This window comes from Roseobacter sp. (assembly GCF_045106495.1).
In the GTDB taxonomy this organism is placed as follows: domain Bacteria; phylum Pseudomonadota; class Alphaproteobacteria; order Rhodobacterales; family Rhodobacteraceae; genus Roseobacter.
Map to the genome: position 1 here is coordinate 76,272 of NZ_JBGCEQ010000022.1, position 14,021 is coordinate 90,292.

Annotated in this window: 11 protein-coding genes; 6 read left to right on the top strand and 5 right to left on the bottom strand. The window is 53.8% G+C overall.

Annotated elements, in window-relative coordinates:
• Positions 1 to 43: 43 nt before the first annotated feature.
• The 4 genes from tig to tgt all read right to left on the bottom strand — a co-directional run bounded on the left by tig (position 44) and on the right by tgt (position 6,500).
• Entirely contained in the window at positions 44 to 1,375 is a 1,332-nt protein-coding gene (tig, locus tag AB8B75_RS15165; RefSeq protein ID WP_405363484.1) for a trigger factor, read from the bottom strand.
• A gap of 603 nt (positions 1,376 to 1,978) precedes the next feature.
• Positions 1,979 to 4,390 (bottom strand): endopeptidase La, encoded by a 2,412-nt coding sequence (gene lon / locus AB8B75_RS15170; RefSeq protein WP_405363486.1) that lies wholly within the window; start codon positions 4,388 to 4,390, stop codon positions 1,979 to 1,981.
• 198 nt (positions 4,391 to 4,588) lie between these two features.
• Positions 4,589 to 5,275 carry a methyl-accepting chemotaxis protein gene (locus AB8B75_RS15175; protein ID WP_405363488.1) on the bottom strand — a complete coding sequence of 229 codons (687 nt, stop codon included), beginning with the start codon at positions 5,273 to 5,275 and terminating at the stop codon, positions 4,589 to 4,591.
• Between the two features lie 100 nt (positions 5,276 to 5,375).
• The gene (gene tgt, locus AB8B75_RS15180; RefSeq protein ID WP_405363639.1) at positions 5,376 to 6,500 is read right to left on the bottom strand and encodes a tRNA guanosine(34) transglycosylase Tgt; all 1,125 of its coding nucleotides are present in this window, start codon (positions 6,498 to 6,500) and stop codon (positions 5,376 to 5,378) included.
• Positions 6,501 to 6,596: 96 nt separating this feature from the next.
• Between tgt and AB8B75_RS15185 the strand changes: the two genes are divergently transcribed.
• From AB8B75_RS15185 to rimK, 5 genes are all read left to right on the top strand, one after another.
• Positions 6,597 to 7,424, top strand: a complete 828-nt coding sequence (locus AB8B75_RS15185) for a hypothetical protein (RefSeq protein WP_405363489.1) — start codon at positions 6,597 to 6,599, stop codon at positions 7,422 to 7,424.
• Between the two features lie 117 nt (positions 7,425 to 7,541).
• The gene (locus tag AB8B75_RS15190; protein WP_405363491.1) at positions 7,542 to 8,180 is read left to right on the top strand and encodes a pentapeptide repeat-containing protein; all 639 of its coding nucleotides are present in this window, start codon (positions 7,542 to 7,544) and stop codon (positions 8,178 to 8,180) included.
• A gap of 108 nt (positions 8,181 to 8,288) precedes the next feature.
• The gene (locus tag AB8B75_RS15195; RefSeq protein ID WP_405363493.1) at positions 8,289 to 9,185 is read left to right on the top strand and encodes an SPFH domain-containing protein; all 897 of its coding nucleotides are present in this window, start codon (positions 8,289 to 8,291) and stop codon (positions 9,183 to 9,185) included.
• Positions 9,182 to 9,454, top strand: a complete 273-nt coding sequence (locus tag AB8B75_RS15200) for an NfeD family protein (RefSeq protein WP_405363495.1) — start codon at positions 9,182 to 9,184, stop codon at positions 9,452 to 9,454. The genes AB8B75_RS15195 and AB8B75_RS15200 overlap by 4 nt, the downstream gene beginning before the upstream one ends.
• 421 nt (positions 9,455 to 9,875) lie before the next feature.
• The gene (gene rimK, locus AB8B75_RS15205) at positions 9,876 to 11,261 is read left to right on the top strand and encodes a 30S ribosomal protein S6--L-glutamate ligase (RefSeq protein ID WP_405363497.1); all 1,386 of its coding nucleotides are present in this window, start codon (positions 9,876 to 9,878) and stop codon (positions 11,259 to 11,261) included.
• A 46-nt stretch (positions 11,262 to 11,307) separates the two neighbouring features.
• On the opposite strand, the gene AB8B75_RS15210 is transcribed toward rimK, so the two are convergent.
• A complete protein-coding gene (locus tag AB8B75_RS15210) occupies positions 11,308 to 13,110 on the bottom strand; it encodes an NAD(P)-binding domain-containing protein (RefSeq protein WP_405363498.1) in 1,803 nt (600 codons plus the stop codon).
• Between the two features lie 548 nt (positions 13,111 to 13,658).
• Here AB8B75_RS15210 and AB8B75_RS15215 point away from each other — a divergent pair.
• Positions 13,659 to 14,021, top strand: coding sequence for an SUF system Fe-S cluster assembly protein (locus AB8B75_RS15215; RefSeq protein ID WP_405363500.1), 363 nt, complete (start codon positions 13,659 to 13,661; stop codon positions 14,019 to 14,021).

A 14,021-nucleotide genomic window follows, 5' to 3' on the forward strand; every position in this document is an offset into this window, starting at 1 on the left:
GCTTTATCAATTGCAGCCCCGTTTTCAATTTTTTGTTCAAAGACTACTCTTCTTCGAGTGCCTTGGCGGCCTTTTCAAGGTCTTCTTTTGAAACCGTCTTTTCGCCGATCTCAGACTTTTCGAACACGTGATCCACAACTTTGTCTTCAAATAATGGTGCACGCATTTGTTGCTGCATTTGCTGATTTTGCTGAACAAATTCAAAGAACTGACGTTCTTGTCCAGGGTATTGACGCGCTTGTGCCATAATGGCTTGCGTCATTTCGGCGTCAGTTACTTCAACTTCCGCTTTCTGTCCAATTTCTGCCAACAACAGGCCTAGACGCACGCGTCGTGTCGCCAGATTTGTATGTTCGTCGGTGGTTTCAATCTCAGGGTGATCGTGCCCTTCAACATCCGGATTGTCCTCGTGCCATAGTTGATGCGCAATCTGCTTTGCTTCAGCATCGACGAGCGAAGGGGGCAGATCGAAATCAACAATGCTATCTAGAGCATCGAGCAAATGACGTTTCATGACAGCGCGCGCAGCACCCGCGTACTCCGCTTCAAGCCGTTCTGCGATTTGCGTTTTCAAAGCTGCTAGATCTTCAGCACCGAACTTTGTAGCCAACTCATCGTCGATTTCGGCAGGCACCGGTTCCTTGACCTCTTTGATCGTGCATTCAAAAATAGCTTCTTTTCCGGCCAGGTTCTCCGCCTGATAGTCTTCCGGGAAAGTGACGGTCACGGCTTTCTCTTCGCCTGCTTTGGCCCCTACCAATTGCTCTTCAAATCCAGGAATGAAAGAACTTGAACCTAACACAAGCGGATAATCTTCTGCCGATCCGCCATCAAAGGCCTCGCCGTCCACTTTACCAAGGAAGTCCATGACAATCTGATCGCCGTCTTTGGCTTTGGCGTTTTTCTTGCGCGGTTTGAAATTCTGCGCGGTTTCGGCAAGATTTCTCAAAGCCTCATCTACTGCTGAAACTTCGGCTTTCACGACCATTTTCTCCAGCTTGATTTTGGAAAAATCAACCTCAGGAATTTCGGGAAGTGCTTCGTAAGACATCGCCACTTCGACGTCGTCCCCTTCTTTCCAGTCTTCGTTCGTCATTTTTACTTCGGGCTGTAGCGCAGGACGATCACCGGACGCTTGAAAATGATCGCTCATAGCGCCGTCGATGCTTTCTTGCATGGCTTCGCCCATGACTTTCTGGCCGAATTGCTTTTTCAAAAGCGCCATCGGAACCTTGCCTTTGCGGAAACCTTTCATTTCGACTTCCGGCTGGGCTTCAGCCAGCTTTTCATTGACCTTGGCTTCCAATTCAGCCGCAGTGACCGTGATGGCGTAGCCGCGTTTCAAACCTTCGTTCAACGTCTCGGTGACCTGCATGTTTGCTCCATGTGAATTAGTCGCGCCGAGCGAGGCGCGCGCAGAAATTTCCGCTCTTCTATGTGCCTTGCAACAAAGGTGCAAGAGGGCTTACGTGCTCAGAGTTTTCTACGTCATCCCGTGTGCCATTGTGCTCAACTCGGCGACCATGTCTCGCCAGAGCGGTACCATGAGTTTCTGTCGCTAAATGAAGCATCACAAACGAATTTACCTAAAAGCTTCAACGCCGGTCAGAACCGACATGCGCGGCGCGAGTGCGCTTTGGCCAGTCTGGCGGGAAAAAGGTTATTGTCGGTGACTTCTACTCTGTTGAAAGGAAACAAACCACGTTTACAAGAAGCGCAGTAGATCCCATCTCGCCACTTCATTCCAACTTGTGCGAAAGCGGTATTCACAGGTAACCAGAAATTGGGTCAAGATATTGAGCAAAAGCATCTCCTTTTTCACCCGGGCATTTCGCACATTGATGGCTTGGGAGCAGGGATCCAACACGAATGCCTCAAGCGATTTCAACCGCAAAAGGTTTCGTTAGATTGGTTCGTTGTCGGCAATGAAAATGGCGTGACCAACGGTCACGCCATTTCGATGTCGTCACTCAAAGAATTAATGCGCGGTGGCAGCGTCCGTTGAATCTGAATTGCGCGCAAGGCTGGCAGCTGCCGCAGCATCTTCCGCCTCTTGGTCCCACTCGATTGCTTCCGGAGCGCGCACCAAAGCATGTTCCAAGACTTCCGACACATGGCTGACCGGAATAATTGTCATTCCGACCTTCACGTTGTCCGGAATTTCGGGAAGGTCTTTCGCGTTTTCTTCAGGTATCAGCACAGTTGTTATGCCTCCACGCAGCGCCGCGAGAAGTTTTTCCTTTAGTCCACCGATTTGCATCGCGTTTCCGCGCAAAGACACTTCGCCCGTCATCGCAATGTCTTTCCGCACTGGGATTTGCGTCAGTACAGAAACGATTGACGTCACCATGGCCAGTCCAGCGCTTGGGCCGTCTTTTGGCGTCGCTCCATCGGGAACGTGAACGTGAATATCGATTTTGTCGAATTGTGGTGGTTTCACACCGATTTTTGGACTGATCGATCTTACATAACTTGATGCGGCGTCAATTGATTCCTTCATTACATCGCCGAGCTTGCCGGTGGTTTTCATTCGTCCTTTTCCTGGCAGCCGCAGCGCTTCAATGCTTAAAAGCTCACCCCCAACAGACGTGTAGGCCAATCCCGTTACAACTCCGATCTGATCTTCTTTTTCAGCAAGCCCGTAGCGGAATTTCCTGACCCCAAGAAAGTCGTCGATGTTTTCATCCGTCACCGTAACGGCCTCAGCTTCTTTCTTGATGATCTTGGTCAGTGATTTTCGCGCAACCTTGGCAATTTCACGTTCAAGATTTCTGACACCGGCTTCACGGGTATATGTCCTGATCATCTCGGTAATTGCAGATTCTTCGAGTGAAAACTCCTTGTCTTTCAAACCGTGATTCTTGATTTGCTTCGGCACGAGATGTTGAATCGCAATTTCTCTTTTTTCATCTTCGCTGTAGCCCGCCAACGGGATTATTTCCATGCGATCCAGCAATGGGCCCGGCATGTTGTAACTGTTGGAAGTCGTAAGAAACATGACGTTCGACAAATCGTATTCCACCTCCAAGTAGTGATCTACAAAAGTCGAGTTTTGCTCCGGATCGAGCACTTCGAGCATCGCGGACGCAGGGTCACCTCGAAAATCCTGTCCCATCTTGTCAATTTCATCCAGTAAAATCAGTGGGTTCGTCGTCTTCGCTTTTTTTAATGCCTGAATGATCTTTCCTGGCATGGACCCAATATAGGTTCTGCGATGCCCACGAATCTCAGATTCGTCCCTGACCCCTCCCAAGCTAATGCGAATGAACTCTCGGCCTGTCGCTCTCGCAACAGATTTTCCAAGTGACGTCTTACCAACTCCCGGGGGGCCGACCAAGCACATGATCGGACCTTTCAACTTCGCCGAACGTTGTTGAACGGCCAGATATTCTACAATGCGCTCTTTGACCTTTTCCAGACCATAGTGATCGTCATCGAGCACCTTCTGCGCCCGCGGCAGGTCTTTCTTCACCCGAGATTTCACACCCCAAGGGATAGACAGCATCCAATCCAGGTAGTTCCGCACCACGGTGGCTTCGGCAGACATCGGGCTCATGTTCTTGAGCTTTTTGATCTCGGCGTTTGCCTTTTCACGGGCCTCTTTGCTCAGCTTTGTTTCTGAAATCTTGGCTTCAAGTTCGGCTACTTCATTTTTGCCGTCCTCTCCATCACCCAATTCCTGCTGAATCGCTTTCATTTGCTCATTCAGATAATATTCACGCTGCGTGCGCTCCATCTGTGATTTGACACGCGTTTTGATCTTTTTCTCAACTTGCAAAACCGACATCTCGCCCTGCATCAGGCCATAGACCTTCTCTAGACGTTCGGAAACACTAAGCGTTTCCAGAAGGTCCTGTTTTTGATGGACTTCTATTCCCAAGTGCCCAGCCACCAAATCCGCTAATTTGGCTGGCTCAGTTGATTCACCAACCGCTGACAGAGCTTCCTCCGGCACGTTCTTTTTTACTTTCGCATATCGCTCGAATTCATTGGAGACGGTGCGCAGTAAAGCTTCAGTTGTGGCAATATCGCCAGGCATTTCCGTGAGGTACTCGGCCCTTGCTTCAAAGAAGCTGTCGTTTTCCAAATACTCGGTAATGCGCACACGCGCTTGACCTTCGACAAGCACTTTAACAGTGCCGTCCGGCAACTTCAGCAATTGCAAGACATTTGCCAAAACGCCCGCCTTGTAGATTCCATCGCTGTCTGGATCGTCAACACCGGGGTCGATCTGGCTGGACAGCAAAATCTGCTTGTCGTCTGCCATAACTTCTTCCAAAGCTCGAACTGACTTTTCACGTCCGACGAACAGTGGAACAATCATATGAGGGAACACTACGATATCCCGTAAAGGCAATACCGGGTATGACGCGTTCAAATGCTCTTGCATGCTCTTTCCTTTGTTAGGCAAGATGGCGCTGGTCCCACTCAAGCGGCAACGCTCGTCCATCTCCAGGTTTGGTTGTCAAAGGTGGGGCGGAACACACCTTAATTCAACCTTGCTGTTGTTTTTTGTTCGCGGCAGCATGGCCACTGCGAAGCGGAATCACAAGCCTTCAAATCATGCAAATGCCCCAAGAATGTGGGTTTAATTTACATGCAATCGATCCGTCAGAGACACGGACAGCGAGGAAACCCGCGAAGACAACACTTTCACTTCGTCGGCAATAACTGTGAACCCTTTTCCTGCGTCTCCAGCACGAGCCGCCTCGATTGATGCATTGGTCGCGACCATGTTGATAACGCGCCCGATTTTACCGATTTCCATTGCAATCGTGCTGGTTCTGTCAAGAGCGTCGGCCTTGCCTTTGTCATTGAGTTCCAAAAAGAAGGTGCGCAAATCGTCGCTAAATTCATTGACGCCCTTGGCAATGCGCGTACAGCAAAGGTCGTACATATCGGCACCTGCTCGAAAGCCTTTGATTTCGCCGTCAGTCACAGTGCACCGGTCCGTAATGCGCACCAGTTCGTCCATTGCTTCGACGAGTTTTTCAAGCATTTTGTTTGATGTATCAGGCAGGTCCAGCTTGTGCGTTTCCGAAAGATAGGTTTTGAAATTACGGGCTGCTTCAAACCCTTCTTTCAGTTTTGTTTGGGCATCCAAAAAATCTTCTGCCGTAACATTGCTTTCCTCTTCAGTGCTCATTTCCATATGAAAAATGAGCATTTGAAGCGCGGCCAAACGGGTTGGTGCAATTTTCTTTTGGGTCAAATGCAACGTATGATCCAGGGAAGGACCTTTTTCATTTTCCGCGTTTTTGGATTTAGCCGACATCCTGACACTCCTGTAATACAGGAACTCTCTAGGTGTCATGGAGTTAATCTTGGGTTAAACCGACGCGGCTTGGGGCGAAAAAAACAACCTCAGTCTCTTGTCAAATTTGCTCTATATCACCCTGCGCTTTGCTCTGATGAAATGTCCGCTGCCAGCTTTCAAAACAGCCCTCGCCGATGGCGCGGCGCATCCCTGCCATAAGCTCCTGATAATAATGCAGGTTGTGCCACGTCAGCAGCATTGACGAAATGATTTCCTGACTGCGAAACACGTGATGCAGATAGGCGCGACTGTAGTTTTGGCATGCCGGGCACGTGCAATCTTCATCCAGGGGGCGCGGGTCATCTGCATGGCGCGCATTCTTTATGTTCACCACACCACGCCTGGTAAAGACCTGTCCAGTGCGCCCGGAACGGCTGGGCAAGACGCAGTCCATCATGTCGACACCCCGGGCCACAGCCCCAACAATGTCGTCGGGTTTTCCCACCCCCATCAGATACCTTGGCTTGTCTTGCGGCAGCATATCCGGTGCGAAATCCAGCACATCGAACATCGCCTTCTGCCCCTCACCCACGGCCAATCCACCAAGCGCATAGCCATCAAACCCAATGTCTATGAGGCTCTGTGCGCTCTCTGCACGGAAATCTTGCTCCAACCCGCCCTGTTGGATGCCAAAGAGCGCATGTCCGGGCCTGTCACCAAAAGCATCCCGCGACCGCGCGGCCCAACGCATCGACAACCGCATGCTGTCGGCAATCGTTTTGCGATCGGCCGGCAATGCGGGGCATTCATCAAAGCACATCACGATGTCAGAGCCCAAAAGCCGCTGTATCTCCATGGATCGTTCCGGCGTTATCTCATGTTTCGAGCCATCAATGTGGCTTTTGAACGTGACGCCTTTTTCCGTCAGTTTGCGCAGGTCGGCGAGACTCATAACCTGAAATCCACCAGAATCCGTCAGGATCGGGCGCTCCCAATTCATGAACTTGTGCAATCCGCCCAGTCGGTCAATGCGTTCGGCGGTGGGGCGCAACATCAAATGATAAGTATTGCCCAATAGAATGTCAGCGCCGGTGTCCCGCACCGACCCGGGCATCATCGCCTTGACAGTCCCGGCCGTACCCACGGGCATGAAGGCTGGGGTGCGAATGTCGCCGCGGGCTGTTTTGATAACGCCGGTGCGGGCTTTGCCATCTGTGGCGTGCAGCTCAAATGAAAAATTCATGACGCCCCTTTGGCGCAAATCACCGGCTTTTCCAAGCCCCTTGATCGGTTTAACCGCCTCGGCCAGACTGTCCGAATTTGGCACCAAGGTTGCTTCATGACGGACCAAGACCACCTCGACCGTATCAACGCCCTGACCCGGAACGCCCGCTCCACATGGTTTGCACTGCTGGCAGCGCTCGTTTTTGTGGGCATTACCTTGATGGAGGTCGAACACATCGACTTATATGGGGTCGACCGCGCCACCCAATTGCCGCTGGTGAATGTTGAGGTCCCCACGCCGTATTTCTTCGTGGCGGCCCCCATCCTGATCGCCGCGATTTATGGCTATTTCCACCTCTACCTGATCCGCCTCTGGGACGCGCTTGGGGCCGCCCCGCCTCGCCTGAATGGCATCCGGCTCGGTGATGCCGTCACACCTTGGCTCGTCACTGACGCCGCCCTGCACTTCCGCCGCCGCATGCGCGGCGACAACGCCGCCATGCCCCGCACGCTCGAAGGCGGTGCCATGCTGCTGAATTTCCTGCTGGCCTGGGGGTTTGGGCTGATTGTTCTCTACTTTCTCTGGCGGCTTTCCATGCCCGCCCGTGAATTCTGGATGACGGGTATTGCGGCGTCCGGCTTTGCCATCTCCATCGTGACGGGCGCCTCAAGCCTCGCCATGATGGCCCGCCGCATGCGGCAGCCGCCGACGTCAGAACCGATCCGTTTGTGGGCGACCGGCTTTCAAACTCTTGGACTGATCATCGGTGGCGCAGCCCTTCTCTGGAACAGTTATCAGCGGACCGAGGGGTCTTTGAGCCAACTCGCACATTTGAACCTGTCCGGCGAAAACATTGTCGAACGCCCTGCGGGTTGGCTGAGTTACCGAGACGCACGGGCTGAGTTTCGCGCAACATGGTGCCGACGCGAGCGCGAGGGCTAGGACTGCGCGGATTTCGGCAATCGAGAAGCGGAGTTCACCGAAGAATTCGAACGCCGCCGCCGCGCCGCCCGAGCCGATTTGCAAAGCCTGGATTGGAAGAGGCGACAGACATCCGAGATGGATTTTCGCAAGGCTGATCTGTCAATCAGTTTTCTTACGGGGGCAATCCTCTTCGACGCGAAGATGGAGAGGGCTGACCTTTTCGGTGCACAGATGGAGGGGGCATACCTCATAGGCGCGCAGATGGACAGGGCAGACCTCCGGCGCGCGAAGTTAGAGGGGGCAAGCCTCGGCGACGCACAGATGGAGCGGGCAAACCTCCGCGGCGCACAGATGGAGGGGTCAGTGTTCGACTATTCCCAAATGACCGGAAAGCCAAGCGACGTCAGTTATCTGGTGGAAACAAACCTGAGCATGAGCACCAACAATGCTGGTATGCTCAGGTTTGTTGATCTGACTGAGGTGGTGTTTGATCCCCAAACCGATTTCCGCAATGTCTTTCTCGATCGCAGCGTAACCATGACACCCACCTTTCGCGCACAGATGGGAAACCCTTGCCAATGGGCTCAGGAACGCCTTGACGATGCAGTTTTCTATGCACAGTGGCGCGGTTGGGTCGAGGCGATACCAGAACCACAATGGTTCATCGCTTGGGAATACATCGCACCCGCCGCCTACCGCGATGTCACACCTACTCCCCCTCCCCCCGGCTGCACGTGGAAAACCGGGCCGATGCCTGACGCCGGGGCCGAGTAATCCGTCAAGTCTTTGCTAACCATGGTGCGCAAATCACGCGCCGTAACTTGCATTCCCGCGCGACCACGCTCAAATTAGGAGGGCCCCGTCACGAAAGGACACTCCCGCGTGGACATTGAAACCTTCATTCTGTCTTTGATCGAAAGCTCATTGGTTTTCCTGCTGTTAGCCGCGCTTTTCATTGTCTTGATTGTCAAGGCGGTGAAGATCGTACCGCAGTCCGAGAAATATGTGATCGAACGCTTTGGTCGTTTGCGCGCCGTGCTGGGTCCGGGGATCAACCTGATCGTGCCGTTCATCGACCGTGTCGCCCATGAGATTTCCATTCTGGAGCGACAGCTACCCAATGCCAGTCAGGACGCGATCACCAAAGACAACGTGCTGGTACAGGTGGAAACATCTGTGTTTTATCGCATCACGGAACCCGAAAAGACCGTTTACCGGATCCGCGATGTGGATGCCGCCATTGCCACCACGGTGGCCGGGATTGTCCGGGCGGAGATCGGTAAAATGGACCTTGATGAGGTGCAATCCAACCGCTCACAACTGATTACAACGATCAAATCACTTGTCGAAGATCAGGTGGACGATTGGGGGATCGAGGTCACCCGCGCTGAGATACTTGATGTGAACCTCGACCAAGCGACCCGCGACGCGATGTTGCAACAGCTCAACGCCGAGCGGGCGCGCCGGGCGCAGGTTACCGAGGCCGAAGGGTCCAAACGCGCCGTTGAACTGGCTGCGGATGCGGAACTCTATGCCTCCGAGCAAACTGCCAAAGCCCGCCGTATTCTGGCGGATGCAGAGGCCTATGCCACGCAGGTTGTGGCCCTCGCCATCAACGAAAACGGGCTGGAAGCGGCACAGTACCAGATCGCTTTGAAACAAGTGGATGCGTTGAATGCCTTAGGCACCGGTGACGGCAAACAGACCATTCTCGTCCCGGCTCAGGCCATCGAGGCCTTTGGTGATGCATTCAAATTGCTGAAAGGGCGCGGCACATGAGCGATCTGCTAACGGTGTGGTGGGTCTGGATGGCAGCTGCCCTTGCGCTTGCGGTGGTCGAAGTTCTGGTGCCCGGCTTCATATTCCTCGGCTTCGCATTAGGGGCCTTGGCAATGGTGGCGGTTGTTTTGGTGGCACCGGGGTTCAGCGCCGCCGCCCTTCTGGCGATTTTTTCGGGGCTTTCTTTGATCGCATGGATCGGATTGCGTATCGCTTTTCGCAAACAATCCAGTGGCGCTCGCATCGTGCATCAGGACGTAAACGACTGACGGGATCGCTCATCCGAACCCGGGATGCCTTGCCACTGAAACCCCGACGAAAGTTCCACAAATACCAACGGTTGTTCAGCGAAAGCCTTGCAGGCGTTCATCACACATTTTGCCGGTTCATTAAAAGATATTTCCAAAGAAAAATCGCGATGCGGGTTAGGGTCACCGGAAGGGGGGATCTCACGCCTCGTTCTGCCCGCGTTGCGTAAGACCCCTGGGGTCAGTACCCGACCGAAAATCCGACGGTTTGACCCTGCTTAGGTTGGAAGGAAAATTGCCGGTCGATGTACGCATCCAAGCCAAGGCAAAAGCGCATTGTTTTTTGTGTTTTTTCCGAGAATGATGTGGTTTCAGATTTCGCGCCGCAGACACGGACAAAAGAAACCTTAAAACACGTCGCGCGGCCAGCAAGGAGAGACCCATGAGCGAAGCCCCCCTTACATTTGGTTGGGAAGAATGGGTCGCCCTGCCCGATCTGGGATTGCCCGCGATCAAGGCCAAGGTGGACACAGGCGCACGCACGTCTGCGCTGCACGCCCATGACATAGAGGTGTTCGGCCCCGCCAAGCAGCCCAAGGTGCGGTTTAACGTGCACCCGATTGCCGGGCGCGAAGATATGGCGATCACCTGTTCGGCGCCGTTGGTTGACCGACGCGAGGTCACCTCGTCCAACGGCGAAACGGAACAACGTTTCGTGATTACATCGGAACTGGCGGTTGGCGGGCAAAACTGGCCTATTGAGATTACGCTGACCAACCGCGCGTCTATGTCGTCGCGGATGCTGCTGGGTCGTCAGGCGCTCAACGATTACATCTCGATCTCGCCGACGGAAAAACACCTGCAACCTGAGTTGAATTACGAAGACTACCACAGCGCTTCCCTCAAACGTCGCGCGCCCAATCGCGCCCTGCGCATCGCGGTTCTCAGCCGGGAAGACAATTATTCAACGCGCCGTTTGGTCGAGGTTGGCGAAGCCCGCGGACATACAGTCGAGGTGATCAACACCACCCGTTGCTACATGGCGATCAACGCCATGGCGCCCGAAGTGCACTACGACGGTAAGCGTCTGCCACGTTACGACGCGGTGATCCCGCGTATCGGTGCATCGATCACGCCATATGGAACCGCCGTGATCCGGCAATTCGAAACCATCGGCACCTATTGCGTCAATGGCTCGGCCGGCATTACCGCCTCACGCGACAAGTTGCATGCGCATCAGGTGCTGGCGTCCAAGAAAATTGGTATGCCGACCACCGCCTTTGCCGCCTCGCCCAAAGACACGTCGAACCTCATGGGTCTTGTCGGGACGGCACCCCTGATCGTCAAACTGCTGGAAAGCACACAAGGCAAAGGCGTGGTGCTGGCGGAAACCAAGAAAGCTGCGGAGTCGGTGATCGATGCCTTTCGCGGGCTGAAGGCCAATTTTCTGGTTCAGGATTTTGTCAAAGAGGCGGCCGGAGAAGATATCCGTTGTCTTGTGATCGCAGGCAAGGTTGTAGCTGCCATGAAACGCACCGGCGCTGAAGGCGATTTCCGGTCCAACCTGCACCGCGGCGGATCGGCAAAAGTGGTGCGCATCACCAAGGTGGAACGGGAATCTGCCGTCCGGGCCGCGCGCGCCTTTGGTCTGGGCAAGGCGGGTGTGGATCTCTTGCGCTCGGAAGCGGGCCCCAAAGTGTTGGAGGTCAATTCTTCTCCGGGTTTCGAAGGCATCGAAAAAGCAACCGGCAAAGACATTGTCGGCAAACTCTATGACGAGGTAGAGACCCGTGTCCGTCCACAACCGGCGCGCAAACGCCGCAACTGATTTTGGGACGTGGGCGCGGCGATTGACCCGCCGCGCCTTGCTGTTTTTATCTCCCGAGGTGGTAAGACTCCTGTAAGCCATATACCGGGCCGTCGAGCCCTTCCATCCGCGCTTTGAGTTGCAGGGACAGGAACTGCGAATAGTGCCGCGATTGGTGCAGATTGCCACCATGGAACCACAATGCGGTTTGCTGTGTGGGTTTCCACATGTTGCGCTGCTCGCCCTCCCAAGGACCGGGGTCTTTGGGCGTATCAGAGCCCAGGCCCCAGACCTTGCCAACCTTATCCGCAGTTTCCTGATCAATAATGCCGGCGACCCAGCCATTCATCGAGCCATAGCCGGTCGCATAGACTATCATGTCCGCCTCCAACTTGGTGCCGTCATCCAACACCAAACCGTCCTCGACCACTTCAGTGACTTGCCCATGTGCCAGTTTGATCTTGCCATCGATGACCAACTGGCTGGCGCCCACATCAATGTAATAACCTGACCCGCGCCGCAGGTATTTCATGAACAGCCCGGAGTTATCGGCTCCCCAATCCAACTGGAACCCTGCCTTTTCAAGTCCGGCATAAAACTCGGCGTCCACCTCTTTGATCTTGTCATAAACGGGTATCTGGAATTCGTGCAGAATCTTGTAAGGCAGCGAGGCGAAGATCAGATCGGCCTTGTTGGTTGTCATGCCAGCCTCAACCGCGCGTTCCGAGTAAAGATCGCCGAGACCGATTTCCATCAAAGGCTCTGAACGTACGATATGAGTGGTGGAGCGCTGCACCATGGTCACATCTACATCCGCCTCCCAAAGGGCGGCACAAATGTCATGGGCTGAATTGTTTGAGCCAACGACAACCGCCTTTTTGCCTGCATAGCCATCTGGTCCCGGGTGCTTGCTTGAATGATGCTGGTCTCCCTTGAATGTATCCATTCCCAGCAGATCGGGCATATTGGCCTTGCCGGACATGCCCGTGGCAAAAACCAATTGCTTGGGTTTCAGCGTGACCGCCTCCCCGTCGCGGTCAACCTTGACGGTCCATTCCTGCGTGGCTTCATCGAAGCTGGCGGATTGAACCGTAGAGCGTGTCCAATAGTTCAGCTCCATGATTTTGGTGTACATTTCTAGCCAGTCGCCAATTTTGTCTTTGGGCGCAAAAACCGGCCAGTTTGACGGAAACGGCAGATAGGGTAGATGGTCGTACCAGACCGGATCGTGCAAGCAGAGCGACTTATACCGGTTGCGCCAACTGTCGCCAGGCCGCTCGTTTTTCTCGACAATAATCGTGGGAACACCCAGTTGCCGTAGCCGCGCACCCAAAGCGATACCGCCCTGTCCACCGCCGATGATGACCGTGTAGGGCTGTTTCGTGTAGCCCAGTTCTGTGCGCTCTTTTTCGATCTCCTCGGCCCAGGTCATGCGCCCCTTTCCAGCACCATGCTTGGCCCCGAGAGGGCGTTCATAACCTAAAGGTTCTTCATGACCTTTCAGCTCGACCATCGACGTCAACAGCGTCCAGATCCGGCCCTCCCGCAGGCGCACCAACCCATAGCCGCGTGCGATACCGGTTTCAAAACTGATCCACGCCGTGGTGATGCCGCCGTCTTCGGATGCAACCTCGCCATCCGCGATTCTCCATCCGGTTGGCTGGGTGGCAGAAAGCTGCGCTGACAACATGTCACGAACTTGATCTTTACCCTCCATGGTTCTGATATTCCACGTGAAGCTCACCAAGTCGCGCCAGTAACAATCTGTTTCAAACATGTCGACGGCGGCATCAATATCGCCATTTTCTAGCGCCGTCCCAAAAGCGTCGAGAAACTCAGTGACTTGGTCATTTATCGTCGTATCCAGCATCATCTACCTCCCATTGGACAAAATGAGTTTGGCAGAATTTGCCAAATCAAGCGACCTATTCCTTTGGGTACATTGGAGGTTTTGCAATTGGTCTTGAGAGAAGGCCAAGACTGGAAATCAATTAAACAACGCCTCCAGAGAAATTGGCTAAAAGCTAAGTATCTGCTGACGCCGGATTTACGGCCAAAGTTAGGAATGCATCGCCCAAGATCCTATTGAACCTGCCAGTTGTTTTTGGCCTTGATTGGTTCCAAGCGCCCAAGGATGCGGCACCGCCGCTAGTGCGTCGGCAACGCCGCTGGAAACCTGCATTTCGTCATTCGGGAGCATCACATCGGCTCTTTCGCGTAGGGTGCAAGAGGAATGCGAGATCATGGGCTTATGAGTCGCCTCCGAAAAATGAGTCTTTGTTTACTCAAGTTAGGGCCGCTTAAATGGCGCGTTACCTTTTCCCCTGGTGTGAATGGATAGATAACCCAATGCCTCCCCCTTTACCCTTTGCGCCCCAATCCTTATATAAAAACTAAGGATCATGAGTGAGGCTCTCAATGAACAACGTATCAGAACCGATGGAAGGCGCGCCATTGATTGCGCCATCTACAACCGATCATCCTCTCTATGAGCAGATCGTTGAGGCCTGTCGAACAGTTTACGACCCTGAGATTCCCGTCAATATCTACGAGCTTGGCTTGATATATACCATTGATATTAATGGTGAAAATGAGGTCGAGGTCAAGATGTCGCTTACCGCTCCGGGCTGTCCCGTCGCCGGTGAAATGCCGGGTTGGGTGGCAGATGCGGTGGAGCCAATCGCGGGGGTGAAACAGGTCAATGTTGAACTGGTATGGGAGCCGCCCTGGGGTATGGACATGATGTCGGACGAGGCGCGCCTTGAACTGGGTTTTATGTAA

What these genes read in the sequence shown, in the direction of transcription:
- AB8B75_RS15175 (WP_405363488.1), bottom strand. Translation starts at nt 5,275, where the DNA reads ATGTCGGCTAAATCCAAAAACGCGGAAAATGAAAAAGGTCCTTCCCTG.
- tgt (WP_405363639.1), bottom strand. Translation starts at nt 6,500, where the DNA reads ATGAATTTTTCATTTGAGCTGCACGCCACAGATGGCAAAGCCCGCACC.
- AB8B75_RS15185 (WP_405363489.1), top strand. Translation starts at nt 6,597, where the DNA reads ATGACGGACCAAGACCACCTCGACCGTATCAACGCCCTGACCCGGAAC.
- AB8B75_RS15215 (WP_405363500.1), top strand. Translation starts at nt 13,659, where the DNA reads ATGAACAACGTATCAGAACCGATGGAAGGCGCGCCATTGATTGCGCCA.
- AB8B75_RS15210 (WP_405363498.1), bottom strand. Translation starts at nt 13,110, where the DNA reads ATGCTGGATACGACGATAAATGACCAAGTCACTGAGTTTCTCGACGCT.
- tig (WP_405363484.1), bottom strand. Translation starts at nt 1,375, where the DNA reads ATGCAGGTCACCGAGACGTTGAACGAAGGTTTGAAACGCGGCTACGCC.
- AB8B75_RS15200 (WP_405363495.1), top strand. Translation starts at nt 9,182, where the DNA reads ATGAGCGATCTGCTAACGGTGTGGTGGGTCTGGATGGCAGCTGCCCTT.
- lon (WP_405363486.1), bottom strand. Translation starts at nt 4,390, where the DNA reads ATGCAAGAGCATTTGAACGCGTCATACCCGGTATTGCCTTTACGGGAT.
- rimK (WP_405363497.1), top strand. Translation starts at nt 9,876, where the DNA reads ATGAGCGAAGCCCCCCTTACATTTGGTTGGGAAGAATGGGTCGCCCTG.
- AB8B75_RS15190 (WP_405363491.1), top strand. Translation starts at nt 7,542, where the DNA reads ATGGATTTTCGCAAGGCTGATCTGTCAATCAGTTTTCTTACGGGGGCA.